Genomic DNA, 26,485 nt, shown 5'->3' on the forward strand with positions numbered 1-26,485 from the left:
CCAGATGTCTGGTCGGTCAGATCCAGGAATGGCGAGCCGGCAAAGTGCCGTTCAGGCGATAGGCGCCCACCGCGTGATACTTCCAGCGCACCGGGTCATGCAGCGTGTGGACCCGCGCATTGCGCCAGTGCCGGTCAAGGTTGAATTCGGCGAGGGTGGCGCGGCTGCCGGCCAGCTCGAAGAGTTTTTCACTGACCAGCAATGACACCTCGGTCGTGAGTACCTTGGCTTCAGCGACGGCGATCGACGCGCGTGCGGCGGACTGCGCGGTGATCGGCGCAGCGCTGACCTGGTCCAGCACCTGGCCGGCCTTGCGCAACAGCGCCTCGGCGGCGTGCAGTTCGATTTTCAGCTTGCCGATGTCCGCGATCACATACAGGTCGTCGCTGGCCCGTTCGACCTTGGCGTCGATCCACGGGCGCGAGCGTTCACGTACAAAGGCGATGGTGTCGTCCAGGGCGCCACGGGCAATGCCGGCGTCGATGGCCGCCTGGATCAATTGCGAGACGGCACCCTGGATATTCGGGCTTTCGCCCAGGCGCCAGTTGTCCACCACCAGTTCTGCGTCCACCGGTACCCGGTCAAGCAGCACGGTGCCGCTGGCAGTGGTGCGTTGGCCAAAGCCCGACCAGTCATCCACGATGCGCAGCCCTTCGCTGCCACGGCGCACGAACGCCATGACTTGCTTGCCGTCGTCGTTGAGCGCTTTGATGGCCACCCAGTGGGCAAACAGAGCGCCGGTGGAGTAGAACTTCTGGCCGCTGACCACGTAGCCGTCACCCTCGGCGGTGATACGCGCCTTGAGCTCCAGGGTATTTTTGGTGCCGCGTTCCGGGCCGCCATTGCCGATGCGCCAACCGTCGAGCACGCTCTGGAACAGCTGCTTTTTCTGGCGCTCGCTGGCGGTGTTTTGCAACAGGTGCAGGATGCCGAAATGGTTCTGCGGGATCTGCCCCAGGGCCGGGTCGGCCGCGCTGATGATCGCGAAGACCTCGGCCAGGGTGACGAATGAAACCTGCGGGCCGCCGTACTCACGGGGAATGGAAATGCTGCCCAAGCCGCTGCGGGTGAACTGTTCGACCTGCGCCCAGGGCAATTGGCGTTGCTGGTCGCGCTTGGCGGCTTGCAGGCGCGCGGCGTCGGCCAGCTCATGGGCGGCGCTCAGCGCCTGGGCGTCGTTGCGCAGCACCGTGGCCGGCAACAACAGTGGGGCTACGTCCAGATCACTCTGGAGGGGTGTTAGAGCCAAGTTAGACATCAGCGCCGCTCCTTGGCTGCACGTAATGCCCTGGCGTTATGCACCGGGGTAATTCTGACCATACCGACCTCGCATTCAATGAAATAAAAACAAAACAATCAGGAATGTCCGGTGGTCCGGTTCATATACCCTAAGCGTGTTTATTTTTTAAATAAACTAACTTTTAGGAATATGCATAGAAGGCGCGTCACCCCGGTTCGCAGGGAGAGCCGAAAGGGCGAGGTTGATACACGTCCTTGGCTGCACCAAGGGGCGTGGGAACCCAGGCGGCGATGCGCAAGGTGCGGGCTGGCGCCCAGCGCGAATTGTTGCCGACGCGGTCCAGGATGCAGTACGTCACCTCCAGGCGGCAGTCGTCACCGCCTTCGATAATGACTGTCGAAGGCACCCAGACCTGCACCGCCAGGCCGACGTCCCTGGCCTGGATGTTCGGCAGGTCCATGCGCACGTCACCCCAGCGCAACGTGATGGCATCGCCACTGGCCATGTTCGCGTAAGGCTCGATGCTCAGCGGAATTCCGCGTTGCACCTGGCGACTGTTGACGCCCTGGCGGCGAATGGTCTCGGGCAGGCTGACCGGCGCGAGGTTCTGGTTTTCGTCGCTGTACAGGGCCGACGGCGCGCCGCCCGGGTAATTGGTTTTGACCCGGACCTGGGTGGTGGCCGAGCGCGCCGGGCCGTGGCCGATCTGCATGATCTGGTAATGCACCCGCGCCGGGCCATCCTGTACAAAACTTTCCGGCACTCGCAGGTGGGTAGGCGTGCCGATTTTGCCGGCGGTCACCCGGCGTGAGGCGGCAAAGCAGTTGTTCCAGAACAGCTCGATCAGGTCGCCTTCTTCCATGCCGGGGTAAGGTGCGATGTCGACCTGCAATTGGGCAGCCGCGTGGGCACTGATGCCGTTTCGAACGGCTTGGGGCAGGGTGGGTGCGGTCAGCATGGCCGGGGTTGTAGTGTGCGTCATAAGTGATCTCCTTGATGCAGCCAGCAGCAATCGTTCCGGGCCTGGGCGCGGGTGCGCAAAGGGGCCGAAAGAACGATTCAGTGAGTAGCCGGGATAGGATCCAATCCTCTGGACGCTAGATAAGACGGTTGGGCCGGGGGCGTCAATGGCGGCAAAAGGCTAAACGGCGGGCTGGAGGATATTCAGAAGGGTCTGACTGGAAGGGGTATTTCAAGAGGGGCGCAGCGTGGTGTTTTACCGGCAGCAATGGCGTTTCGGTGTAGGAGCGGCTTTTGTGGCGAGCAAGCCGGCTCGCCACAAAAAACTGGGTCAATGGGCGAGAAACTTGCTCAGGAACTGCTGGGTGCGTTCTTCCCTGGGATTGGCGAACAGCGCCTTGGCTTCACCCTGTTCGACGATCACGCCCTTGTCGAAAAAGATCACACGGTTGGCCACATCCCGGGCAAAGCTCATCTCGTGGGTGACGATCACCATGGTGCGGTTTTCTTCGGCCAGGCTGCGGATGGTCGCCAGCACTTCACCTACCAGTTCGGGGTCGAGGGCCGAGGTGGGTTCGTCGAACAGGATGACCTCCGGCTCCATGGCCAGCGCCCGAGCGATCGCCACACGCTGTTGCTGCCCACCGGACAAGCGCCGAGGATAAGCCGCCTCCTTGCCCGCCAGGCCCACTTTGGCCAGTAGCTTGCGGCCCAGTTCGGTCGCCGCCTCGCGTGGCATCTTCTTGACCACGATCGGGCCTTCGATGACGTTTTCCAGCGCGGTGCGGTGGGGGAACAGGTTGAAGTTCTGGAAGACAAAACCGACGTGCTGGCGCAGGCGTCGCACCAGGCCCTGTTGCTGGTTGAGTGGCTTGCTGCTGTCGATCTCGATGTCGCCCACCTTGATGCGGCCGCTGGTGGGTTCTTCGAGAAAATTCAGGCAGCGCAGGAAGGTGGTCTTGCCGGAACCGCTGGGGCCGATGATGGCCACGACTTCGCCGGCCTTGACCTCCAGGTCGATACCGTTGAGCACCACCTGGCCGTTGAATTGTTTAGTCAGCTTTTCAACCACGATCATGCTTCAGGACTCCAGGTCATGCCGGTTGACCCGGTCTTCCAGACGATTTTGCAGATGCGCCAGGATGCTCGCCAGGATCCAATAGATCAGGGCTGCGGACAGATACATGGTGAAAATTTCGAAGGTGCGCGCCGAGACCAGTTGCGCCTGACGGAACAGCTCGGGCACCTGGATAGTGGCGGCCAGCGCCGTGTCCTTGACCAGCGAAATGAAACTGTTGCCCAGCGGCGGCAAGGCCGTGCGCATGGCCTGCGGCAGGATGGCCCGGCGCAATGTCTGCGCACGGGTCATGCCGATACTCGCGGCGGCTTCCCACTGGCCACGCTCGATGGACGCGATGGCGGCCCGCAGGATTTCACAGGCGTAGGCGGCCATGTTCAGCGAAAAGCCGATCATGGCGGCCGGGATCGGGTCCAGCTCGATACCCACTTGCGGCAAGCCGTAGTAGATCAGGAACAGTTGCACCAGCAACGGCGTGCCGCGAAAGAACGACACGTAGACCCGCGCCGTCCAACTCAGCAGCTTGAAGCGCGACAGGCGCATCAACGCCAGGCCAAAGCCCAGCAGCAGGCCGAAAAACATCCCGCCCAGGCTGAGGATCACCGTGTAATACGCGCCCTTGAGCAAAAAGGGCGCGGAGTCCAGCGCGAGTTGGAAACCTGCTTCCATTATTGAGTGACGTCAGCGTTGAAGTACTTCTCGGACAACTTCTTCAAGGTGCCGTCGGCGCGCAGCTTGTCGAGGGCCTTGTTTACCGCGTCGAGCAGTTCAGGCTCGCCCTTGCGCAGGGCAATACCGGCTTCCTGGCGGGAGAAGGCGTCGCCGGCAGCGGCGGTGTCCTTGGCTTTCTTGGCGTATTCCAGAGCGGCCAGGCGGTCGATCAGGATCGCGTCGATGCGGCCGATGCGCAGGTCCTGGAATTTGGTCGGGTCGTCGTTGTAGGTCCTGATTTCCGCTTTGGGTTGGTTGGCCTTGAGCCATTGTTCGTAGTTGGTGCCCAGGCCTACCCCGACTTTCTTGCCGGCCAGGTCGTCGGCGGTCTTGATGCTGTCGACATTCTTCGCCAGGGTCAGCGCCTGGATACCGGAAATGGTGTAGGGCTTGGAGAAGTCATACTTCTTCTTGCGCTCTTCGGAAATCGTCACCTGGTTGACTACGGCGTCCAGGCGTTTGGATTCCAGGGCGACGAGGATGCCGTCCCATGGCGTGGCTTGCAGCTTGACCTTGACGCCCAGCTCCTTGGCCAGCGCCTCGGACAGCTCCACCTCGAAGCCGCTGAGCTTGCCGCTTTCATCGACAAAGCTGAACGGTGGGTAGGTGCCTTCCAGGCCGATCTTGATCTCGCCGGCTTTCTTGATGGTGTTCAGTTGCTCGCCGGCGACCGCCTGGCCAAGCATGCCTGCGCCGAGCGCCAAGCCCAATGTGCCGACCAGCAATGTGCGACGCAATACAGAAATAGTCATGAAGAGCCCCTGTGGTTTTTTATGGTGAGCGAAGCCGGTGACGCAGTAGCCGTATCCTGCCTTAAAGCGCGGTGCGCGTCTTCGCCTTCGGCGCGATGATAAAGGCGGTTTTTAAGACTTGAAAATAATATAAATCCAACTTCATATTCATATTTAGAATATCAATGAGGTCAAGTGTGGGAGGGGGCTTGCTCCCGATGGCGGTGTAACAGTCCCTTTATCTGTATCTGACCCACCGCTATCGGGACCAAGCCCCCTCCCACATTCCGGTCCGTGTTCGGTCAGTTGAACACCGAATCATAGGCAAACAACGCCGGCGCTCCGCCGGTATGCAGGAAAATGATCGGCCCGTCTGCGAACCGCTGGCGCCCGATACCGTCCAGCAGGCCGGCCATGGCCTTGCCCGTGTAGACCGGGTCGAGCAACAGACCTTCCTGGCTGGCCAGAAGTTTGATCGCCGACAACGTACCCGCATTCGGCTCGCCATAACGCGGGCCGAAGTATTCGTCCCACAGGATCACCTTGAAGGCTTCCGGCACCTGCATGCCGAGCAGCTCGGCCGTGCGCTCGGCCAGGCCTTGCACTTTCGGACGTTGGGCTTCGTCGGTGCGCGACACGGTGACGCCGATCACCGGCAGGTTCGGCAGCGCTTCGCTCAACGCCAGTGCCAGGCCGCTGTGGGTGCCTGCGCTGCCGGAGGCCAGTACCACCGCCGCAAAGTCGAGGCCGCTGTCTTCGATCTGCGCCGCCAGCTCCAGGCCCGCGCGCACATACCCCAACGCGCCGAGGGCGTTCGAGCCGCCGATAGGCACCAGGTAGGGCTTCTTGCCGTTGCTGCGCAGGCGGTCGGCGAGGGCGTTGAGTTGGTCGTCGGCATTGTCGAGGTTTTCTACCCGCTCCACCTTGGCGTCGAACAGCTCCAGCAACAGGCGGTTGCCGTTGCTCAGGTAGTTGGGGTCTTCGGTGCCGGTGGGGTTTTCCAGCAGGGCGACGCAGCCCAGGCCGAGCCTTGCGGCCAGCGCGGCGGTCTGGCGCACATGGTTGGACTGGATAGCGCCGGCGGTGACCAGGGTATCGGCGCCCTGGGCGATGGCGTCAGCGGCGAGGTATTCAAGTTTGCGCAATTTATTGCCACCCATGGCCAATGGGGTGGTGTCGTCGCGCTTGACGTAGATATCCCTGCCCAGCCAGGCCGACAGCCGCTCGAGTTTTTCCAGGGCGGTGGCGCCGCCCAACAGTTCCAGACGGTTAAAGCGGTCGAGCTGTTGTTTGATCATGGCTATGCACGGTGGCTGAGTGATGGGGCGACTATAGGCAGGCACTTTTCATCGGGCAACCGCCAATCGCTTATGTCAGATGGTTCTTAGCCTCGCACCATTGGTTCTTAAGCGCTGCCAGGGCCATACCGTAAAGTGAGGGCCATTTCGTCAGGAGTGAATACCGTGAGTGAGCGTTCCAGCCATTGGCAACTACAGACCATCGTCAGCCAACTGCGCAGCGCCCGGGACCAGTGGCGAACGCGCAATGGCCGCTTGAGTGGCGAACATGGAGGCCGCGAACTACCGTCTCGCCAGGCGGTGGCGCAGATTCTCGAAGCCTTGTGCGGCGCACTGTTCCCGATGCGCCTGGGCCCGGTGGACCTGCGCGAAGAAAGTGAAGACTTCTACGTCGGGCATACCCTCGACGTCGCCCTTAACGCCTTGCTCGCCCAGGCCCGCCTGGAGCTGCGCTACGCCGCGCGCCAGGGCGGCCAGGATGACCGTGAGGTCGACGCCCAGGCCATTCGCCTGATCCAGGATTTCGCCCTGGCCTTGCCGGCGTTGCGCAGCCTGCTGGATACCGACGTACTGGCCGCCTACCACGGAGACCCGGCCGCGCGCAGCGTGGATGAGGTGCTGCTGTGCTACCCCGGCATCCTGGCGGTGATTCACCATCGTCTGGCCCATCATCTATACCGCGCCGGTTTGCCCTTGCTGGCGCGGATCAGCGCGGAAATCGCTCATTCGGCCACCGGTATCGATATCCACCCCGGCGCGCAGATCGGCCCGAGTTTCTTCATCGACCACGGGACCGGCGTGGTGATTGGCGAGACGGCGATCATCGGTGAGCGCGTGCGCATCTACCAGGCGGTGACCTTGGGCGCCAAGCGCTTCCCGGCGGATGAAGATGGGCAATTGCAGAAAGGCCATCCGCGTCACCCTATCGTTGAGGATGACGTGGTGATCTACGCCGGCGCGACGATTCTGGGGCGGATTACCATCGGCCAGGGTTCGACCATTGGCGGTAATGTGTGGCTGACCCGCAGCGTGCCGGCCGGGGCGAATATTACCCAGGCGAATTTGCAGCATGATGATGGTGCGCAAAAGTAAGGAATCTGCACAAATCCCCTGTGGGAGGGGGCTTGCTCCCGATAGCGGTGGATCAGCCAATACCTGTGTTGGCTGACCTACTGCTATCGGGAGCAAGCCCCCTCCCACATGTTTGACTGCATTCCAAAATCATCCCGTCATTGCTGAACGAATTCCGGTCCTCACGCGTCATACCAATCCCTAAGCTAGTGTAGGAATCACCTACCACTCGGCCCCGAAATTAGTCCCAAACCGCCTATCCATGTTTAACTTGAACGTTCGTTCAAGTTAAACCGGTGGTTCGCTGCCCGCTCACAACAGGAGGCTTACCTTTGCTGAGTCCGTTATTGACAGCCACATTTCACACCTCGGGGGTGCATGGTTCATGAGTGCATCGTCTACCCCGTCCAGCGGTCAGGTGCGCATGAATGCGCCCGTCTTCTACTTTGCCGCCACGGCTATTCTGCTGTTCGGCATCACTGTCATCGCTATTCCGCAACAGGCCGGTGCCTGGCTGCTGGCGGCGCAAAACTGGGCGGCCAATACGGTTGGCTGGTACTACATGCTGGCGATGACCCTGTATCTGGTCTTCGTGGTGGTCACCGCGCTATCGGGCTACGGCAAGATAAAACTCGGTGCCGACCACGACGAGCCCGAATTCAGTTACCTGTCCTGGGCCGGCATGCTGTTCGCCGCCGGGATCAGCATCACGCTGTTCTTCTTTTGCGTGTCCGAGCCCCTGACCCACCTGGTGCAACCGCCCCAGGGCGAGGCGCTGAATGCCGATGCGGCGCGCCAGGCCATGCAGATCCTGTTCCTGCACTGGGGCCTGCACGGCTGGGGCGTGTTCGCGTTTGTCGGCATGGCCCTGGCGTACTTCGCCTACCGGCATAACCTGCCGCTGGCGCTGCGTTCGGCGCTGTACCCATTGATCGGCAAGCGCATCAATGGCCCGATCGGTTACGCGGTGGATGGCTTCGGCATCATCGCCACGGTGTTCGGCCTGGGCGCCGACATGGGCTTTGGCGTGCTGCACCTCAATTCCGGCCTGGATTACCTGTTCGGTATTGCCCATACGCAGTGGATCCAGGTGGGCTTGATCACCTTGATGATGGGCGCGGCGATCATCGTCGCCGTGGCCGGTGTGGACAAGGGCGTGCGGGTGATGTCCGACATCAACATGCTGCTGGCCTGCGCGCTGCTGCTGTTTGTGTTGTTTGCCGGGCCCACCCAGCATTTGCTCAACACCTTGATCCAGAACATCGGGGACTACCTGGGCGCCCTGCCGACCAAGAGTTTCGATGTGTACGCGTACGACAAACCCAGCGACTGGCTGGGTGGCTGGACGGTGTTCTATTGGGCGTGGTGGATCGCATGGTCGCCGTTCGTGGGCCTGTTCATCGCACGCATTTCCCGTGGCCGCACCATCCGCGAATTCGTGTTCGGCGTGCTGCTGATCCCGCTGGGTTTCACCCTGGCGTGGATGTCGATCTTCGGAAACAGCGCCATCGACCAGGTGCTCAACCATGGCATGACCGCGCTGGGCCAGTCCGCCATCGATGAACCGTCGATGAGCCTGTACCTGCTGCTGGAAACCTACCCGTGGAGCAAAACCGTGATTGCGGTCACGGTATTCATCAGCTTTGTGTTCTTCGTGACCTCGGCGGATTCCGGCACCGTGGTGCTGTCGACCCTGTCGTCCAAGGGCGGCAACGCCGATGAAGACGGACCGAAATGGCTGCGCGTGTTCTGGGGCGCAATGACCGCCCTGGTCACCAGCGCCTTGCTGTTTGCCGGCAGTATCGATTCGTTGAAATCAGCGGTGGTGCTGACTTCGCTGCCGTTCTCGCTGATCCTGTTACTGATGATGTGGGGGCTGCACAAGGCGTTCTACCTCGAATCGCAAAAGCAGATCGCCCAGTTGCATTCGTTGGCGCCGGTGTCGGGCTCACGCAAGGGCACGGGCGGTTGGCGCCAGCGTTTGAGTCAGGCCGTACATTTCCCGTCGCGGGATGAGGTGTACCGCTTCCTTGAGACCACGGTACGTCCGGCGATCGAAGAAGTGACGGCGGTGTTTGTCGAAAAAGGTCTCAACGTCGTCACCCAGCCCGACCCGTCCAACGACAGCGTCAGCCTGGAAATCGGCCACGGCGAAGAGCATCCGTTCGTTTACCAGGTGCAGATGCGCGGCTATTTCACGCCTTCATTTGCGCGCGGCGGCATGGGGTCCAAACAGCTCAACAATCGCCGCTATTATCGGGCGGAAGTGCACTTGCGTGAGGGCAGCCAGGACTACGACCTGGTGGGCTACACCAAGGAGCAGATCATCAACGACATCCTCGACCAGTACGAGCGGCACCTGCAGTTCCTGCACCTGGTGCGCTGAGAAAACGTACGGCGCACCGTTCCTCTCAAGTAGGTCTTTGCTGTAAAAGGGAAAGGCAGACTTAAGCGATTCAGCGGGCTGAAAGGCCTGGGAATAACCTTATTCCCAGGCCTTGTTTGCCCCAAGCCTAGAGAGGATTCGATGACGTACATTGCTGCCGAAAACCGCTATGAATCTATCCCTTATCGCCGCGTAGGCCGCAGTGGATTGGTGCTGCCGGCACTGTCCCTGGGGTTGTGGCACAACTTTGGCGACAGCACCCCGATCGCCACCCAGCGTGCCCTGCTGCGCACCGCATTCGACTCAGGCATCAACCACTTCGACCTGGCCAATAACTACGGCCCGCCCTACGGCAGCGCCGAGATCAACTTCGGCCGGTTGCTGCGTGAAGACTTCAAGCACTATCGCGACGAGCTGATCATCTCCAGCAAGGCCGGCTGGGACATGTGGCCCGGCCCCTATGGCCAGGGCGGCGGTTCGCGTAAATACGTGTTGGCGAGCCTGGACCAGAGCCTGCAACGCCTGGGCGTCGACTATGTGGATATTTTCTATTCGCACCGTTTCGACGCCGACACGCCGCTGGAAGAAACCGCCAGTGCGCTGGCCACCGCCGTGCAGCAGGGCAAGGCGTTGTACATCGGTATCTCGTCCTACTCCGGCGTAAAAACCCGTGAGATGGCAGCGCTGCTCAACGAGTGGAAAGTGCCGCTGTTGATTCACCAGCCGGCCTACAACCTGCTCAACCGCTGGGTGGAAAAAGACCTGCTCGACACCACCGAAGAGCTCGGCGCCGGGGTGATTGCGTTCACACCGTTGGCCCAGGGTTTGCTCACCGATAAATACCTCAACGGCGTACCGGCCGACGCACGAGTCAACCGCCCAGGTGGCGGTTCGTTGCAAGCCAAGCACCTGTCCGACGCCAACATTGCCCATGTTCGCGCCCTCAACGAAATCGCCCAGCGTCGCGGCCAGAGCCTGGCGCAAATGGCGCTGGCCTGGACCCTGCGTGATCCACGGGTGACCAGCGCGCTGATCGGTGCCAGCCGGCCGGAGCAGATCATCGAGAACGTCGGGGCGTTGAAGAACCTGAGTTTCAGCGCGGAAGAATTGGCGGAGATTGATCGGTTTGCCCAGGAAGGTGGGATCAACTTGTGGGAAAAACCATCGACAGCTGAATGACCTGACACCGCTGGGTTAAAAATGTGGGAGGGGGCTTGCTCCCGATGGCAGTGGATCAGTCAATAGATACAGCGACTGACCCACCGCTATCGGGAGCAAGCCCCCTCCCACATTTGAACCGAGGTGTTCTTAGAACGGCACATCGCCCAGGATGGTTGCCCGATGCATCACCCGCCGCTGCGGCCGGTAGTCATCCACCGCGTAATGCTGGGTCACGCGGTTGTCCCAGAACGCCACGTCATTTTCCTGCCAGCGCCAGCGGATGGTGAATTCCGGGCGTGTGGCATTGGCGAACAGTAGTTTGAGAACCGCCGCGCTTTCAGCCGATTCCAGTTCATTGATCCGGGTGGTGAAGCCTTCGCTGACGAACAGCGATTTACGCCCGCTCACCGGGTGTGTGCGGATCACCGGGTGCGACAGGGGTGGGTTTTTTTGGCGGGCTTCTTCCCAGCGGGCTCGGTCGTCGGCGGTGTTGCCAAAGCGCTCCAGTGGGAAAGACTGGGTGAAGTCGTGGGTGGCAGTCAGCCCATCGAGCAACGCTTTGAATGGCTCGGACAGCGCTTCATAAGCCGCAATCCCACTGGCCCACAAGGTATCGCCACCGAACGCCGGCAGCAGTTTGGCGCTGAGCACCGCGCCCAGGGCTGGTGTGGGCAGGAAGGTCACGTCGGTGTGCCATACGGCGTTATCACGCACATCGGTGACCGCCGTGTCGAGGATCAACACTTCGGGCTGTTCCGGTACGTTGGGGTAGATCGGGTGGATGTGCAGGTCGCCGAAATTCGCCGCGAACCGTGCCTGTTGCTGCGGGGTGATCGGCTGGTCCCGGAAGAACAGCACCGAATGCTTGAGCAGGGCGTGTTCGATGGCGTCGCGCTGTTCGGCGCTCAGTGTTTGGGTGATATCGACGCCACTGATCTGGGCGCCGAGTGCGATGCTTAGTGGGGTAACGGTCAGGCTGCTCATTTATTCATCGTCACTCAGTGTGCCTGGCCATGCCACGGCACCAATTTACGCTGCAGGGCGCGCAGGCCCATTTCCATGGCGAAGGCGATCAGCGCGATCACCAGGATGCCCAGGACCACGACGTCGGTGACCAGAAACTGCGCCGCCGACTGCACCATGAAGCCCAGGCCGCTGGTGGCGGCGATCAGCTCGGCGGCCACCAGGGTCGACCACCCCACACCCAGGCCGATGCGCACGCCAGTGAGGATGTCGGGCAGGGCGCTGGGCAGGATCACATGCCGGATCAACTGCGCACGGGTCGCGCCGAGCGACTGTGCGGCGCGCAACTTGGCCGGGTCCACAGTGCGTACGCCGGTCGCAGTGGCGATGGCAATCGGCGCAAAGATCGCCAGGTAAATCAGCAGCACCTTGGACAGCTCGCCGATGCCGCACCAGATCACGATCAGCGGCAGATAGGCCAGCGGCGGGATCGGCCGGTAAAACTCGATCAGCGGATCGAGAATGCCGCGGGCAATCCGGTTGGCGCCGATGGCGATGCCCACCGGCACGGCGGTCAGCACCGCAAAGCCCAGGCCCAGGCCGATGCGGCTGAGGCTCGCGCCCAAGTGCTGCCACAAGGTGGAATCCATATACCCCGTGGTCGCCAGCAACCAGCCTTTTTGCAACACGGCAGAGGGCGGCGGCAGGAACAGCGGCTCGATCAAACCGCTGGCGGTCACGGCCCACCAGATAGCCAGCAAGGCCAACAGGGTCAACAGGCTGATCCAGCGCGTGCTCACGCGGCGGCGTACGGGAATGACGACGTGTGTCACCGGCTTGGCCGCCGTGGCGGCGAATTCGTAGCTGCTCATGCGCACACCTGCCGTTGCGAGAACACTTTGCCCAGCACGTGTTCACGGGTTTCGATAAAGCGCGGGTCGGACTTGATTGCCCGTGCCGATTCGCCCGCCGCGTAGCGTTGGCCGAAGTCCAGGTGCAGGCGCTCGACGATCTGGCCGGGGTTGGGGGCCAGCAGAATCAAGTCGGTGGCGAGGAACACCGCTTCTTCGATGTCATGGGTGATCAGGAATACCGGCTTGGCCGTGCGTCGCCAGACTTGCAGCAGCAGCTCCTGCATCTGTTCGCGGGTGAAGGCATCGAGGGCGCCGAAAGGCTCGTCCATCAGCAATACACGAGGGTCGGCCGCCAAGGCGCGGGCAAGGCCGACGCGTTGCTTCTGGCCGCCGGAGAGTTGCCAGATGCGGCGGCTGTCGAAACCGCCCAGGTCCACCAGCGCGAGCATTTCCCGAGCGCGCACTTCACGTTGCGCCTTGGGCACGCCGGCCAGTTCCAGGCCGAAGGCGACGTTGGCCAGTACGTCCTGCCAGGGCAACAGGGCATCGTCCTGGAACACCACGCCGCGCTCGGCACTGGGCCCCTTGACCGGCACGCCATCGAGGGTGATGCGCCCGGCCGAGGGCTCGACAAAACCGGCAATCAGGTTCAACAGCGAAGTTTTGCCACTGCCGGACGGGCCGAGGGCCACCAGCAATTGCTGGGGCCCAAGCTCGAGTGAAATATCCGCCAGTACCGGTTCCGGAGCGCCTGGGTACTGTGCGCTGATGCGCTCCAGTTGTAGCAAGGCCATCGCGATGAACTCCTCAATTAGTGATGAATTTGGCGCTGATGTAAGGGGCGTAGTCTGGGAGCACGGCATCGACCTTGCCCTGTTCCTTGAGGAACGCCGCAGTGTCGGTGACGGCCTTGGTGGTCGGTGCGCCCAGCAGGGTCACCTGGTCAGCGGCCAGCGGGTAGACGTTGCCTTGCAGCAGCAACGGAATGTCGCTGGCCTTGGCACCGGAGAGCTTCACCAGTTTGTCGACGTTGCCTTTGTCGGCGAGCCAGGCTTGTGGGTCTTTGCGGTACGCCGCGTAGGCATCCAGGGTGACTTTGGCGAAGGCGGTGACGATTTCCGGATGCTTCTCGGCAAAATCCTTACGCACGATCCAGGCATCGAAGGTCGGTGCACCGAACTTGGCCAGCTCGCCGGAGGTGATCAACACCTTGCCGTTTTCCTTGGCTACGCCCAGGGCCGGGTCCCACACATAGGTGGCGTCGATATCACCGCGCTTCCAGGCGGCGATGATGGCCGGTGGTGCGAGATTGAGGATGGTTACTTTCGAGGGGTCGATGTTCCAGTGCTTCAGCGCGGCCAACAGGCTGTAGTGACCGGTGGACACGAACGGCACGGCGATCTTTTTACCGATCAGGTCCTGCGGGCTGTTGATCCCCGAACCATCGCGCGCCACCAGGGCTTCGGCCCCGCCGATCTGGGTGGCGACGAGGAAGGTTTGCACCGGTACGTTGCGCGTGATTGCGGCGGTCAACGGGCTGGAACCGAGGTAACCGATCTGCACGTCGCCCGAGGCGATGGCGGCGATGATATCGGCGCCATTGTCGAATTTGCGCCAGTCGATTTTGGCGTTGGTGGCTTTTTCATAGGCGCCGTCGGCCTGGGCGACTTTCGCCGGGTCTACGGTGGTCTGGTACGCGACGGTCACATCCGCCGCCTGGGCAAACAGGCTGGCACCGGCCAGGGACAACGCCGCCAGCAAGCGCAGGGGGGTCAGCAGTTTCAAAGGGAAGCTCCTCGATCAGGCGGCCGGGGGTCGGCGTGTGAGGAGACTAAATGATCTAAGAATCCGAAAATAAATAACATTTTCGAATTAGCTTAGTCGGAGAAGAATTGAAGCAATCCTTTGAGCATATGAGAGACAAATGTGGGAGGGGGCTTGCCCCCGATAGCGGTGGATCAGTCACTGATGGAGCGACTGACACTCTGCTATCGGGAGCAAGCCCCCTCCCACAATGGACCGCGTTCGGTCTTAGTTACTGATCGCCAGAATACTCGCCTGGTACGACCCCACAAACACATCGAAATCGCCCACCTCGTTTTGCTCAAGCTCCGCCTGCTGGGCCAGGGACGTACGCGCCAGTGCCTCGAAGCGCGCTTGTTCCTCAGCGGGAAGCGGCTCCTTGCGGAAATACTCAGCATGCACCTCGCTCTGATGCAGGGAGAACTGCGCAAAGCTTTCCTTGCGCTCGGCCATCGCTGCCAGCACCTGAGCCGACGGCGTCAGTGACGGGTCATTGACCTTCGCCAACTGCGCGTCCAGCGCCTGGCTGTGCTCGGTGATACCGTGGCTTGCATCGAGCAGGGCGGCCAGGGGGGCGATGTGTTCCAGCAGCTCGGTGGCCCACTCTTTCATATCCACCGCTTGGCCCTCACGCTGCAATTGCAGGCCCGGACGGCGACCTTCCTTGACCACGCTGAGGAAGTTGGAGGTGGCATTCCCACATTCATTATTGGCGAACAGCGGGCTGTCATTCAGCGCGCAATAGAGCAGGAACGCATCGAGAAAGCGCGACTCTGGAAGGTCGATACCCATCGGCAGGAACGGGTTGATGTCCAGGCAGCGCACTTCGATGTACTGGATGCCTCGTGCCATCAGGGCCTGGATCGGCCGTTCGCCGGTATAGGTCACGCGCTTGGGGCGGATGTTGGAGTAGTACTCGTTTTCGATCTGCAGGATGTTGGTGTTGAGCTGCACCCACTCACCATCCTTGTGCGTGCCGACTTCGACATAGGGCGCGTAGGGCGTTGCCACCGCTTCGCGCAGGCTGTCGGTGTAGCTGGCCAGGTCGTTGTAGCACGGCGTCAGGCCAGCCTGGGCGTTGCTCTGGTAACCCAGGTCGCTCATGCGCAGGCTGGTGGCGTACGGCAGGTACAGGGTGTCGGCGTCGAGCACTTCAAGCTGGTGCGAGCGACCGCGCAGGAAGCCGGCGTCCAGGGCCGGCGAGGCACCGAACAGGTACATCAACAGCCAGCTGTAGCGCCGGAAGTTACGGATCAGCGCGATATAGGCGGTGGACTGATAGTCGCGGTCGGTGCCGACAAACCCTTCGGCTTCCTTGAGCAGCGGCCACAGCTGTTCCGGCAACGAAAAGTTGTAGTGGATACCGGCAATGCACTGCATGGTCTTGCCGTAGCGCAGGGCAAGGCCCTTGCGATAAACGTACTTGAGCTGTCCGATATTGGAGGTGCCGTAGTAGGCAATCGGAATATCTTCCTCGGCCGGCAACGGGCACGGCATCGAGGGGCTCCACAGGTACTCGCTGCCCAGCTTGGTGTAGGCAAAGCGGTGGATCTTGTCCAGGCTGCTCAGGGTATCGGCCGGGTTGGGCAGCGCGGGAGTGATGAACTCCAGCAGCGATTCCGAGTAATCGGTCGTGATCTGTTCGTGAGTCAACGCGGCGCCCAGGGCTTCCGGATGCGGTGTCTGGGCCAGGCGGCCCTCGCTGGTGACGCGCAGGCATTCACGCTCGATGCCATGCAGGCAGTGCTCTAGCAGGGAGAGGTGTTCGCGCTTGCCGAGCAGAGCCAGGCGGCGGTTGAGAAGTTCGCTCAAGTTGGATTCCTTCACGCGTCAGTCGCCCCAATATGGGGGTGGGCAAGACGGTCTACAAGGGTGAAGTTGAAACTGGCGTGATCGCCTGGTTCTGAGTCGATTTGACCCGCTCTGAATATGCCGACTTCACTCCATGAATTGGGCTACAGCGCAGCGAGAAAATTCCGACGCTGTTGTCACAGCGCCGAAATTAACTCAAATCATGGGCGGGGAGCTATAGGACAGCGAACGTGCCCTGTGCTTTTGCGACAAGTCTGTCGCCTTGGTACACGTCGGCTTCGACCACTAATGTGCGCCTGCCGGCGTGGATCACCCGGCTGGTGCACAGTACGTCACCGTCTTCCACGGCGCGGATATAGTTGATTTTGCACTCGATGGTCGCGCTCTGCTGGTCGAACCCATGGGCGCTGGAGCAGGCCAGGCCCATGGTGATGTCCACCAGGCTGAAAATCGCGCCGCCATGCAGCTTGCCGCCGCGATTGCGCAAATGCGGCGCCAGGCTCAGGGCCACTTCGGCAACGCCCTCATCCAGGCGCTGCAGGCGGCAGCCGATCAGTTCGCTGAACGCGCTCTGGGTCAAACCGGCCGGAATCTCCATCAGCGCTTCTTCAACTGTTTGGCGTTGGCGAACAGCGAAGCCATGGCGTTGTTGCTCGGAGCGGCTGTCGCGGTTTCCTTGCGCGGCGCGGTGTTCTGCGACGAGCGCGGGGCCGAGCCAGGACGAGCGCCACGGGCGCCGTCGATTTTCTCGCCGGGGGTGTCGCTCATGCGCATCGACAGGCCAACGCGTTTACGTGGGATGTCGACTTCCATCACCTTGACCTTGACCACGTCACCGGCCTTAACCGCTTCGCGCGGGTCCTTGATGAATTTCTCCGAAAGCGCAGAGATATGCACCAAACCGTCCTGATGCACACCGATATCCACGAATGCGCCGAAGTTGGTCACGTTGGTCACCACGCCTTCGAGGATCATGCCCAGTTGCAGGTCCTTGAGGTCTTCGACACCGTCCTGGAACTCAGCGGTCTTGAATTCGGGGCGCGGGTCGCGGCCGGGTTTTTCCAGCTCTTGCAGGATGTCGGTGATGGTCGGCACGCCGAAGGTTTCGTCGGTGTACTTCTTCGGGTCCAGACGCTTGAGGAACGCCGCGTCGCCGATCAGCGAGCGAATGTCGCGGTCGGTTTCGGCGGCGATTCGTTGCACCAGCGGATAGGCTTCCGGGTGAACCGCAGAGGCATCCAGCGGGTTATCGCCGTTCATTACGCGTAGGAAACCGGCGGCTTGCTCGAAGGTTTTCTCGCCCAGACGCGCGACCTTTTTCAGCGCGGCGCGGGTTTTGAAGGCGCCATTCTCGTCGCGGTGAGTCACGATATTCTGCGCCAGGGTAGCGTTGAGGCCAGAAATACGTGCGAGCAGCGCCACGGAAGCGGTGTTCACGTCCACACCCACGGCGTTCACGCAGTCTTCCACCACCGCATCCAGGCCACGCGCCAGCTTGAGCTGCGACACGTCGTGCTGGTATTGGCCGACACCGATGGATTTAGGGTTGATCTTCACCAGCTCGGCCAGTGGGTCCTGCAGGCGACGGGCAATCGACACGGCGCCGCGGATCGACACATCGAGGTCCGGGAATTCCTTGGACGCCAGTTCCGAGGCCGAGTACACCGAAGCGCCTGCCTCAGAGACCATGACCTTGGTCATCTTCATGGCTGGGTATTTTTTGATCAGCTCAGCGGCCAACTTATCGGTTTCGCGGCTGGCGGTGCCGTTGCCGATGGCGATCAGGTCCACGGCATGCTTGGCGCACAGGGCGGCCAGGATGGCGAGGGTCTGGTCCCACTTGTTGTGCGGCACGTGCGGGTAGACGGTGGCGTGGTCCAGCAGCTTGCCGGTGGCGTCGACCACCGCGACCTTGCAGCCGGTGCGCAGGCCCGGGTCCAGGCCCAGGGTGGCGCGTGGGCCCGCCGGAGCGGCCAGCAGCAGGTCATGCAGGTTGTGGGCGAATACGTTGATCGCCTCGGTTTCGGCGCCGTCGCGCAGCTCGCCGAGCAGGTCGGTTTCCAGGTGGGTATAGAGCTTGACCTTCCAGGTCCAGCGCACGACCTCACTGAGCCACTTGTCCGCAGGACGATTCTGATTCTGAATGCCGAATTGTTGACCGATCATGCCCTCGCACGGGTGCATGGTGCCCGGCAGTTCGTCGCCGACTTTCAGCGCGGAGCTGAGAATGCCCTCGTTACGGCCACGGAAAATCGCCAGGGCGCGGTGGGACGGCATGCTCTTGAGGGGCTCGTCGTGTTCGAAGTAATCGCGGAACTTGGCGCCTTCTTCCTCTTTGCCGGCGATGACGCGGGCGCTGAGGATGGCTTCCTGTTTCAGGTAGGTACGCAGTTTTTCCAGCAGGCTGGCGTTTTCCGCGAAGCGCTCCATCAGGATGTACTTGGCGCCTTCCAAGGCAGCCTTGATATCGGCGACGCCTTTTTGCGCGTCGACAAAGCGCGCGGCTTCGGCTTCCGGGGTCAGCGACGGGTCATTGAACAGGCCGTCGGCCAGGTCGCCCAGGCCCGCTTCCAGGGCGATCTGGCCCTTTGTGCGACGTTTCTGTTTATACGGCAGGTAAAGGTCTTCGAGGCGGGTCTTGGTGTCGGCGAGCTTGATGTCGCGTTCCAATTGCGGGGTCAACTTGCCCTGTTCCTCGATGCTGGCAAGGATGCTGATACGCCGCTCGTCGAGTTCTCGCAGGTAACGCAGGCGTTCTTCCAGGTGCCGCAGCTGGATGTCGTCAAGGCTGCCGGTCACTTCTTTTCGGTAACGGGCGATGAAAGGCACCGTGGAGCCTTCATCCAGTAGCGCGACGGCCGCTTCGACCTGTTGTGGGCGTACACCGAGTTCCTCGGCGATGCGGCTGTTGATGCTGTCCATAAAACCACCTGAAATTCTGAAAAGCAGCTCGCAGGCCCGAAACACAAGGCTTTGCGAGGCTGGTTGAGCGGCCCGACTGGCGCCGCTGCCTGGGTCAAGAGGCAGTCTATTGACCCTCGAAATCGAAAAAACACGACAAGCGGGTAAAAAAAGCCTGGCAGTAAACGGTAACGATCTGACGTTGCCCTGCACGAAGGCGCCGCATTATAACCAGCGTTCTGCCCTTGGGGGCTACTGCGCCAGTGGTCGTAGAGCGCGGCTTGGCTGGCAGTAGAGGAAAAATCTGCTAACAATGCACACGGTGCGTATAACGGCAGCTAGGCCATAATGCGCGCCGAGATAAGAGGAGCATCTAATGAGCAGCACTGCACAAACTGCTGAAGGCGAAAAAATTCTCATCGTTGACGACGATCCGGGGCTGAGCAGCCTGCTGGAGCGTTTTTTCAACTCCAAAGGCTACCGGGCGCGCGCGGTGCCGAACACCGAGCAGATGGACCGCCTGTTGGGGCGTGAAGTGTTCAATCTGGTCGTGCTCGACCTGATGCTGCCCGGCGAAGACGGCCTGACCGCCTGCAAGCGTCTGCGCGGTGCGAACAACCAGATCCCGATCATCATGCTCACTGCCAAGGGTGATGAGCTGAGCCGCATCAAGGGCCTTGAACTGGGCGCTGATGACTACCTGGCCAAGCCGTTCAACCCGGACGAGCTGATGGCCCGGGTCAAGGCCGTATTGCGTCGCCAGGCCCCGTCGGTACCGGGCGCGCCGGGCAGCGAAGACGAAAGCGTGACCTTTGGCGACTACGAGTTGTCCCTGGCGACCCGCGAGCTCAAGCGTGGCGACGAAGTGCACATGCTCACTACCGGCGAATTCGCGGTGCTCAAGGCTCTGGTGATGAACGCTCGCCAGCCGCTGACCCGCGACAAGCTGATGAACCTGGCCCGTGGCCGAGAATGGGACGCCCTGGAGCGCTCCATCGACGTGCAGATCTCCCGACTGCGCCGGATGATCGAGCCGGACCCTTCCAAGCCGCGGTATATCCAGACGGTGTGGGGTGTGGGTTATGTGTTTGTGCCGGATGGCACCGCAACCAAGTGACCGATGATTTGCAGGGGCGGGCATCCGGCGTTTGATTCTATGAGGATCGACGGGGTGTCCGGCGTCTGCAATTCTGCGAGCGCCGCTCGTTCCTGCAAGGTGTCTAGCTGTCTCCTATGAAAACCCCGCTGTGGTTCCCGCAAAGTTTCTTCTCCCGCACCCTTTGGCTGGTGCTGATCGTCGTTCTGTTTTCGAAGGCACTCACACTGGTTTATCTCTTGATGAACGAGGACGTGCTGGTGGATCGGCAGTACAGCCATGGCGTCGCCTTGACGTTGCGCGCCTACTGGGCCGTAGACCCTGAGAACCGTGAAAAGGTAGCCAAGGCCTCAACCCTGATTCGGGTTGATGGGGCCGGCGTGCCTGAAGGCGAACAGCATTGGCCCTACAGTGAGATCTACCAGCGCCAGATGCAGGCGGAACTGGGCGAGGACACCGAGGTGCGGCTGCGCATGCACGTTTCGCCGGCGCTGTGGGTAAGGGCGCCCAGCCTGGGAGATGCCTGGATCAAGGTGCCGCTGTATCCGCACCCGTTGCGCGGGCAGAAAATCTGGAACGTATTGGGCTGGTTCCTCGCCATTGGCTTGCTTTCAACCGCGTCCGCGTGGATTTTCGTGCGCCAGCTCAATCAACCGCTCAAGCGCCTGGTGTTCGCGGCCCGCCAATTGGGCCAGGGGCGCAGTGTGCGCCTGCCGGTCAGCGATACGCCCAGTGAGATGACCGAGGTGTACGGCGCGTTCAACCAAATGGCGGAGGATGTCGAGCAGGCCGGGCGCGAGCGCGAGCTGATGCTGGCGGGCGTGTCCCATGACCTGCGCACGCCGTTGACGCGATTGCGCTTGTCCCTGGAGTTGATGGGCAACCATACCGACCTCACCGATGACATGGTGCGCGACATCGAGGACATGGACGCAATCCTGGACCAGTTCCTGGCGTTTATCCGTGACGGGCGCGACGAGGTAGTGGAGGAGGTTGACCTGACCGACCTGGTACGTGAAGTAGTCGCGCCCTACAACCAGAGCGGTGAGCAGGTGCGCTTGCGCCTGGAACCGATCCAGCCGTTTGCGTTGCGCAGGGTGTCGATGAAGCGCCTGCTGAACAACCTGATCGGCAATGCCTTGCATCATGCTGGTTCGGATGTGGAAGTGGCGGCGTACGTGTCTGGCGACAGCGCTGCGCCCTATGTCGTGCTGAGCGTGATGGACCGCGGTACCGGTATTGACCCGGCGGAACTGGAGGCCATTTTCAACCCGTTCACCCGTGGCGACCGCGCCCGGGGCGGTAAAGGTACCGGCTTGGGCTTGGCGATTGTGAGGCGGATTGCGTCGATGCATGGCGGCAATGTCGAATTGCGCAACCGCGAAGAGGGCGGATTGGAGGCACGGGTGCGCCTGCCGCTTGGATTGATGCTGCCCAGGGATGCGGTCTAACAGACAACATGAATCAAGTGTGGGAGGGGGGCTTGGTCCCGATAGCAGAATGTCAGTCAATGCAGATGTGACTGACCCACCGCTATCGGGAGCAAGCCCCCTCCCACATCTGAACTGATGTTGTGTCAGGGGCAGAGCTTTTCAGCCCTTTCCCTTGGTTCGGGTCATGTTCGGCCCGCCATTTTTTTCCAGATGCTCAATGATGATCCCCGCCACATTTTTGCCCGTGGTGGTCTCGATCCCTTCCAGGCCCGGCGATGAGTTCACCTCCATGACCAACGGGCCATGGTTGGAGCGCAGGATATCCACACCTGCCACGGCCAACCCCATGACCTTGGCCGCACGCAGCGCGGTCATGCGCTCCTCCGGGGTGATCTTGATCAGGCTCGCGCTGCCGCCACGGTGCAGGTTGGAGCGGAACTCACCCGGCTTGGCCTGGCGTTTCATGGCGGCAATCACCTTGTCGCCCACCACGAAGCAGCGGATATCCGCACCGCCCGCTTCCTTGATGTACTCCTGCACCATGATGTTCTGCTTGAGGCCCATGAACGCCTCGATCACCGATTCCGCCGCCGTTGCGGTTTCGCACAGCACCACGCCGATGCCCTGGGTGCCCTCCAGCACCTTGATCACCAGCGGCGCGCCATTGACCATTTCGATCAGGTCGGGGATGTCATCCGGGGAGTGGGCAAAGCCGGTGACCGGCAGACCGATCCCCCGGCGCGACAGCAGCTGCAGCGAGCGCAACTTGTCCCGCGAGCGCGCGATGGCCACGGATTCATTCAGCGGGAAGACCCCCATCATTTCAAACTGGCGCAGCACCGCGCAGCCATAGAACGTCACCGAGGCGCCGATGCGCGGGATCACCGCGTCAAAGCCTTCCAGCGGCTTGCCCCGGTAGTGGATCTGCGGCTTGTGGCTGGCAATGTTCATATAGGCGCGCAACGTGTCGATCACCACCATTTCATGGCCACGTTCAGTGCCGGCCTCGACCAGGCGGCGGGTAGAATACAGACGCGGGTTTCGCGACAGCACAGCAATCTTCATGCAGCACCTGGGGCTGAAATAGTAGAGACCGGGAACACCGGCTTGTCTTGAACGTACTTGACGCCCGGGCTGACCACCAACTGGCCGTCAATCAGCGCCTTGGAGCCCAGCAACAGGCGATAACGCATGGCTTTGCGGCAAGCCAGGGTGAATTCCACCCGCCACACCCGATCGCCCAACGCCAGGGTGGTGCTGATCACGTAGCGCACCTGCGCATGGCCATTGGAACTCTTGATGGTTTTCATCGTTACCAGGGGCGCTTCGCAGCGGCGGTGACGCAGTTGCACCACGCTGCCCAAGTGGGCGGTAAAACGCACCCATTTCTCGCCATCACGTTCGAACGGCTCGATTTCAGTGGCGTGCAGGCTCGAGGTACTGGCACCGGTGTCGATCTTGGCGCGCAGGCCAGCCACTCCCAGGTCGGGAAGCGCCACCCACTCTCGCAGACCCACAACGGTCAAATGGTCAAATGTCTTCAATATGGGTACCGGTCAATGTGCCCAGGCGTCAGGCGAAACCTTGGCCAGGGCATTGAATGCGGGCTTGGCGAACCAGTAGCCCTGCATTAGAAATATTCCACAGTCGGAGAGGAAGTCCCGCTCGCCGGCACTTTCGATGCCTTCGGCGATGACAGTAACCCCCAACTGCTCACAGATTGTGACAATCCCCCGGACGATCACCTGACGGACGCGGTCTTGGTCGACATCGCGAATCAGCGCCATGTCGAGTTTGATCAGGTCCGGCTGGAAATCGGCCAGCAGATTCAGCCCCGAATAGCCCGCGCCGAAATCATCGATGGCGGTCTTGAAGCCGAATTCGCGGTATTCACGCAGAATATTCGTCAAATGGCGATTGTTATCTACATGCTCGCTTTCCAGTGTCTCGAAAATCAGGCGGTCCAGCGGAAAATTGTGCGCGCGGGCGGCCTCCAGGGTGCTGCGGATACACAGTTCCGGACGGTAAACGGCATTGGGCATGAAATTGATGGAAAGGTGAGTCTGCATGCCCAGGGCGGCAGCGCCGGCAATTGCCTGGGTGCGGCAGCGCTGGTCGAAGCGGTAGCGATTGGTTGCGTTGACGTGGGCCAGCACCGACGACGCGCCTTCACCCTGGATGCCGCGCACCAAGGCTTCATTGGCGAATATCGAATGATCACGCAGGTCTACGATAGGCTGGTAGGCGAAAGCAAAATCGAACCCCAGAGGCTCGCTTTGCTGGCAACCCACGCACCGCTGGTTGGGCGAGGTGAGTGAAACGGGAAAGTCGGTCACAGCGTGTCCTCGCGAAAACAGAGTGCTACCTGGCGTATCTTAGGTGAGCCTCAGGGTTTATGCGTCGAAGCGTTTCAACGGTAAGGTTGCGACATTTTTCAGAGCGAGGAATTCAAGTGGCTCAAAAACAGGAAGAGGAAGAAAAGGTCCGCCTGGACAAGTGGCTGTGGGCCGCGCGTTTCTACAAAACCCGTGCCCTGGCCAAGGCCGCTATCGAGAGCGGCAAGGTGCACCACCGCGGCGAGCGCTGCAAGCCGGGGAAGGAGCCGCGTGTCGGCGACGAGTTTCAGATTCGTACAGGGTTTGATGAAAAGACCGTCGTGGTTCAGGCGCTTTCTGTCGTGCGCCGGGGCGCGCCAGAAGCGCAGACACTGTATGCGGAGACCGAAGCCAGCATTACCAAGCGCGAGAACGCTGCGGCCATGCGCAAGGCGGGAGCTTCGGGTTTGACCACCGATGGCAAGCCGAGCAAAAAGCAACGCCGTGACTTGTTCAAGTTTCGCGGCAGTGGCAATGATGATTGATTACACGAATCTCCAACCCAAAGGAGATCAAAATGTGGGAGGGGGCTTGCTCCCGATTGCGGTAGGTCAGTTACCGATAAGCTGACTGATCCACTGCTATCGGGAGCAAGCCCCCTCCCACATTTGGCCGGTGGTGTTAAGGGTTTGCGCGCATCACACTCAATCGCCCGATCACCGGCAATTTGCCAAGCAACCCGAAAACCGGCGCTGTTACCCGCAACAGGGACCCCGACACCTTCGCTGCAAACGGCGTGTAGTAACCCCAACCCAATGCCAACAGCGCCAGCAAAACCCCGCCGATGTAATCGTCCTGGCCCCAGTGCGCGCCTGCTACCAGTCGCGGCATCATGAACAGCAGCGCCAGGCCCCAGATCACCAGCACCTGGCCGATGCGCTGGGCGAACAGGGTCATGAACATCGCCCAGATCAACAACACCGAAGCATGATCGCCGGGAAAGCTCTGGCTCGAACGGTCTTTCAGTTCCCAGGTTTTCTCCAGCCCAGGGAAAAAATCACTCATCTGCACTGCGCCGCCGATCACCATCGACGGGCTGCTGTGCTGCCAACCCATCTGCGCCGCGAGTTTGGAAAACAGCATGCGGATAAACAGCAACAACAAAAGAATGCTGAGGAAGCCAAAGAACGCCTGGCGAACCTGCACGGCCTTGAACACCCAGTCGCCGCGTATCAGCAGCGCCAACAGAATTACCCCGACGACCGCATCAAACGGTCGCAGGCTCGCCACGGCCCACACGTGCAGCCAAGTAGAATTGCTCGCCAGCGGACCATTGAGCAGATGAAACAGCCACTCGTCGAAAATCACACACAGCATCTGCCCCGTGGGCCACAGCCAAAAACACAGCAGCCCGATAGCGAGTAGATTGCAAAGAGCCCATCGCCGGAGGTTCCAGTTCGCTTGGAACAAACCCGGATTGTTCATAAACTGTCCCTCATCGTCCTATTAAGCTCCTTGTTTTCAGGAGAATCCGCACCAATATGGTGCTAAAGCGTTTAATTTTATAAACGTTGTAATCATTTTGTCATCACTTCAGATACCCAGACCTATGACTGATCTACCGGATACCGACTTCACCCAACGCTTTATCTTTGACGAGAACGACGCCCGCGGCGAATTGGTTTCGTTGGAGCTCAGCTATGCCGAAGTCCTTGCCAAACACGCGTATCCGGAGCCGGTCGCGCAGTTGCTCGGTGAGTTGATGGCAGCGGCTTCGCTGCTGGTGGGCACGATGAAATTCGATGGCTTGCTGATCTTGCAGGCGCGTTCCGAAGGTCCGATCCCGATGCTGATGATCGAGTGTTCCAGCGAGCGCGAGATTCGTGGCCTGGCCCGTTATGACGTCGACCGGATTACACCGGATGCCACCTTTTCCGAGCTGATGGCCGATGGCGTGCTGGCGATCACCGTTGACCCCACCGAGGGCCAGCGCTACCAGGGCATCGTTGACCTCGACGGCGAGACCTTGGCGGACTGCTTTACCAACTATTTCGTAATGTCCCAGCAAGTCGGCACCAAGTTCTGGCTCAACGCCGACGGCAAGCGCGCTCGCGGCCTGTTGTTGCAGCAATTGCCGGCTGACCGCATCAAGGATGAGGATGAGCGCACGGATAGCTGGCGCAAGCTGACCGCCCTGGCGGGCACACTGACCGCTGAGGAGTTGCTGGCCCTGGACAACGAAACCATCTTGCACCGCCTGTACCACGAAGAAGCCGTGCGCCTGTTCGACGAACAGTCCCTGCGCTTCAATTGCAGCTGCTCCCGCGAGCGCTCGGCCAACGCCCTGGTCAGCCTGGGCCTGGAAGATGCGCAGAATCTGGTGGTGGAGCACGGCGGCCATATCGAGATCGACTGCCAGTTCTGTAACGAGCGTTATCTGTTCGATGCTGCCGATGTCGCCCAATTATTCGCCGGCGCAGGCATCGACACCCCTTCCGACACTCGCCACTAAAACGTTTAAGCAGAGGTAAATCACCTGTCAAATGCCGGATTAGAGGCGTTCTGACGGGAGGACCCTACTCTTTTTGGGCTTTTCTGGCATAATCCGGCCCACTTTTTTCGCGGTAGTAGTGCGCAACTTTCTACTACAAAACGTTTGGAGCACTCGGCCA

24 protein-coding genes are annotated in these 26,485 nt (G+C 61.1%); 7 read left to right on the forward strand and 17 right to left on the reverse strand.

Annotated features, from left to right (window positions below; translation table 11 throughout):
• Positions 1-16: 16 nt before the first annotated feature.
• The 6 genes from C4J85_RS01220 to C4J85_RS01245 form a co-directional block, all read right to left on the reverse strand.
• On the reverse strand, positions 17-1,258 hold the full coding sequence (locus tag C4J85_RS01220; protein WP_124408809.1) for an SfnB family sulfur acquisition oxidoreductase: 1,242 nt from the start codon (positions 1,256-1,258) through the stop codon (positions 17-19).
• 187 nt (positions 1,259-1,445) lie between these two features.
• Positions 1,446-2,222: a hypothetical protein gene (locus C4J85_RS01225; RefSeq protein WP_124365416.1), complete on the reverse strand. Its 777-nt coding sequence runs from the start codon at positions 2,220-2,222 to the stop codon at positions 1,446-1,448.
• Between the two features lie 309 nt (positions 2,223-2,531).
• Positions 2,532-3,278, reverse strand: coding sequence for an L-cystine ABC transporter ATP-binding protein TcyN (gene tcyN / locus C4J85_RS01230; RefSeq protein ID WP_124360781.1), 747 nt, complete (start codon positions 3,276-3,278; stop codon positions 2,532-2,534).
• A gap of 3 nt (positions 3,279-3,281) precedes the next feature.
• On the reverse strand, positions 3,282-3,947 hold the full coding sequence (gene tcyL, locus C4J85_RS01235; protein ID WP_003187646.1) for a cystine ABC transporter permease: 666 nt from the start codon (positions 3,945-3,947) through the stop codon (positions 3,282-3,284).
• Positions 3,947-4,741, reverse strand: coding sequence for a cystine ABC transporter substrate-binding protein (gene tcyJ, locus C4J85_RS01240; protein ID WP_124408810.1), 795 nt, complete (start codon positions 4,739-4,741; stop codon positions 3,947-3,949). The genes tcyL and tcyJ overlap by 1 nt, the downstream gene beginning before the upstream one ends.
• A 281-nt stretch (positions 4,742-5,022) precedes the next feature.
• Positions 5,023-6,018, reverse strand: coding sequence for a D-cysteine desulfhydrase (locus C4J85_RS01245; RefSeq protein WP_124408811.1), 996 nt, complete (start codon positions 6,016-6,018; stop codon positions 5,023-5,025).
• Between the two features lie 165 nt (positions 6,019-6,183).
• On the opposite strand from C4J85_RS01245, the gene epsC reads away from it, so the two are divergent.
• The 3 genes from epsC (at position 6,184) to mgrA (ending at position 10,654) form a co-directional block, all read left to right on the forward strand.
• On the forward strand, positions 6,184-7,110 hold the full coding sequence (gene epsC, locus C4J85_RS01250; RefSeq protein WP_124360785.1) for a serine O-acetyltransferase EpsC: 927 nt from the start codon (positions 6,184-6,186) through the stop codon (positions 7,108-7,110).
• A gap of 403 nt (positions 7,111-7,513) precedes the next feature.
• Positions 7,514-9,475 carry a choline transporter BetT gene (gene betT, locus C4J85_RS01255; protein WP_164487677.1) on the forward strand — a complete coding sequence of 654 codons (1,962 nt, stop codon included), beginning with the start codon at positions 7,514-7,516 and terminating at the stop codon, positions 9,473-9,475.
• Positions 9,476-9,616: 141 nt separating this feature from the next.
• Entirely contained in the window at positions 9,617-10,654 is a 1,038-nt protein-coding gene (gene mgrA, locus C4J85_RS01260; RefSeq protein WP_124365420.1) for an L-glyceraldehyde 3-phosphate reductase, read from the forward strand.
• 129 nt (positions 10,655-10,783) lie between these two features.
• Here mgrA and tauD read toward each other — a convergent pair whose 3' ends face one another.
• The 7 genes from tauD to C4J85_RS01295 form a co-directional block, all read right to left on the reverse strand.
• Positions 10,784-11,620 carry a taurine dioxygenase gene (gene tauD / locus C4J85_RS01265; RefSeq protein WP_124408812.1) on the reverse strand — a complete coding sequence of 279 codons (837 nt, stop codon included), beginning with the start codon at positions 11,618-11,620 and terminating at the stop codon, positions 10,784-10,786.
• 14 nt (positions 11,621-11,634) lie between these two features.
• On the reverse strand, positions 11,635-12,471 hold the full coding sequence (gene tauC, locus C4J85_RS01270; RefSeq protein ID WP_124406010.1) for a taurine ABC transporter permease TauC: 837 nt from the start codon (positions 12,469-12,471) through the stop codon (positions 11,635-11,637).
• Positions 12,468-13,247, reverse strand: a complete 780-nt coding sequence (gene tauB, locus C4J85_RS01275; protein WP_124360790.1) for a taurine ABC transporter ATP-binding subunit — start codon at positions 13,245-13,247, stop codon at positions 12,468-12,470. The genes tauC and tauB overlap by 4 nt, the downstream gene beginning before the upstream one ends.
• A 13-nt stretch (positions 13,248-13,260) precedes the next feature.
• A complete protein-coding gene (gene tauA, locus C4J85_RS01280) occupies positions 13,261-14,238 on the reverse strand; it encodes a taurine ABC transporter substrate-binding protein (protein ID WP_124408813.1) in 978 nt (325 codons plus the stop codon).
• Between the two features lie 246 nt (positions 14,239-14,484).
• On the reverse strand, positions 14,485-16,068 hold the full coding sequence (gene gshA, locus C4J85_RS01285; RefSeq protein ID WP_124408814.1) for a glutamate--cysteine ligase: 1,584 nt from the start codon (positions 16,066-16,068) through the stop codon (positions 14,485-14,487).
• Between the two features lie 214 nt (positions 16,069-16,282).
• On the reverse strand, positions 16,283-16,666 hold the full coding sequence (locus C4J85_RS01290; RefSeq protein ID WP_124365425.1) for a PaaI family thioesterase: 384 nt from the start codon (positions 16,664-16,666) through the stop codon (positions 16,283-16,285).
• Entirely contained in the window at positions 16,666-18,990 is a 2,325-nt protein-coding gene (locus C4J85_RS01295) for a Tex family protein (RefSeq protein ID WP_124408815.1), read from the reverse strand. The genes C4J85_RS01290 and C4J85_RS01295 overlap by 1 nt, the downstream gene beginning before the upstream one ends.
• 355 nt (positions 18,991-19,345) lie before the next feature.
• Between C4J85_RS01295 and ompR the strand changes: the two genes are divergently transcribed.
• Both ompR and C4J85_RS01305 read left to right on the forward strand, forming a co-directional pair.
• A complete protein-coding gene (gene ompR / locus C4J85_RS01300) occupies positions 19,346-20,086 on the forward strand; it encodes a two-component system response regulator OmpR (protein WP_003236035.1) in 741 nt (246 codons plus the stop codon).
• A 116-nt stretch (positions 20,087-20,202) separates the two neighbouring features.
• Positions 20,203-21,516, forward strand: coding sequence for an ATP-binding protein (locus C4J85_RS01305; RefSeq protein ID WP_124408816.1), 1,314 nt, complete (start codon positions 20,203-20,205; stop codon positions 21,514-21,516).
• Positions 21,517-21,657: 141 nt separating this feature from the next.
• Here C4J85_RS01305 and rimK read toward each other — a convergent pair whose 3' ends face one another.
• The 3 genes from rimK to C4J85_RS01320 are packed head-to-tail and all read right to left on the reverse strand — an operon-like array spanning position 21,658 to position 23,834.
• Positions 21,658-22,563 (reverse strand): 30S ribosomal protein S6--L-glutamate ligase, encoded by a 906-nt coding sequence (gene rimK, locus C4J85_RS01310; protein ID WP_057725432.1) that lies wholly within the window; start codon positions 22,561-22,563, stop codon positions 21,658-21,660.
• Positions 22,560-23,009, reverse strand: coding sequence for an ATP-dependent zinc protease (locus C4J85_RS01315; protein ID WP_372238202.1), 450 nt, complete (start codon positions 23,007-23,009; stop codon positions 22,560-22,562). The genes rimK and C4J85_RS01315 overlap by 4 nt, the downstream gene beginning before the upstream one ends.
• Before the next feature lie 45 nt (positions 23,010-23,054).
• On the reverse strand, positions 23,055-23,834 hold the full coding sequence (locus C4J85_RS01320; RefSeq protein WP_124365428.1) for an EAL domain-containing protein: 780 nt from the start codon (positions 23,832-23,834) through the stop codon (positions 23,055-23,057).
• A 116-nt stretch (positions 23,835-23,950) separates the two neighbouring features.
• Between C4J85_RS01320 and C4J85_RS01325 the strand changes: the two genes are divergently transcribed.
• Positions 23,951-24,358 carry an RNA-binding S4 domain-containing protein gene (locus C4J85_RS01325; protein WP_124365429.1) on the forward strand — a complete coding sequence of 136 codons (408 nt, stop codon included), beginning with the start codon at positions 23,951-23,953 and terminating at the stop codon, positions 24,356-24,358.
• Positions 24,359-24,494: 136 nt separating this feature from the next.
• On the opposite strand, the gene C4J85_RS01330 is transcribed toward C4J85_RS01325, so the two are convergent.
• Positions 24,495-25,298 carry a phosphatase PAP2 family protein gene (locus C4J85_RS01330; RefSeq protein ID WP_124408818.1) on the reverse strand — a complete coding sequence of 268 codons (804 nt, stop codon included), beginning with the start codon at positions 25,296-25,298 and terminating at the stop codon, positions 24,495-24,497.
• 124 nt (positions 25,299-25,422) lie between these two features.
• Between C4J85_RS01330 and hslO the strand changes: the two genes are divergently transcribed.
• Positions 25,423-26,325 carry an Hsp33 family molecular chaperone HslO gene (gene hslO / locus C4J85_RS01335; protein WP_124369215.1) on the forward strand — a complete coding sequence of 301 codons (903 nt, stop codon included), beginning with the start codon at positions 25,423-25,425 and terminating at the stop codon, positions 26,323-26,325.
• Positions 26,326-26,485 lie beyond the last annotated feature (160 nt).

Source organism: Pseudomonas sp. R4-34-07 (assembly GCF_003852375.1).
GTDB lineage: Bacteria > Pseudomonadota > Gammaproteobacteria > Pseudomonadales > Pseudomonadaceae > Aquipseudomonas.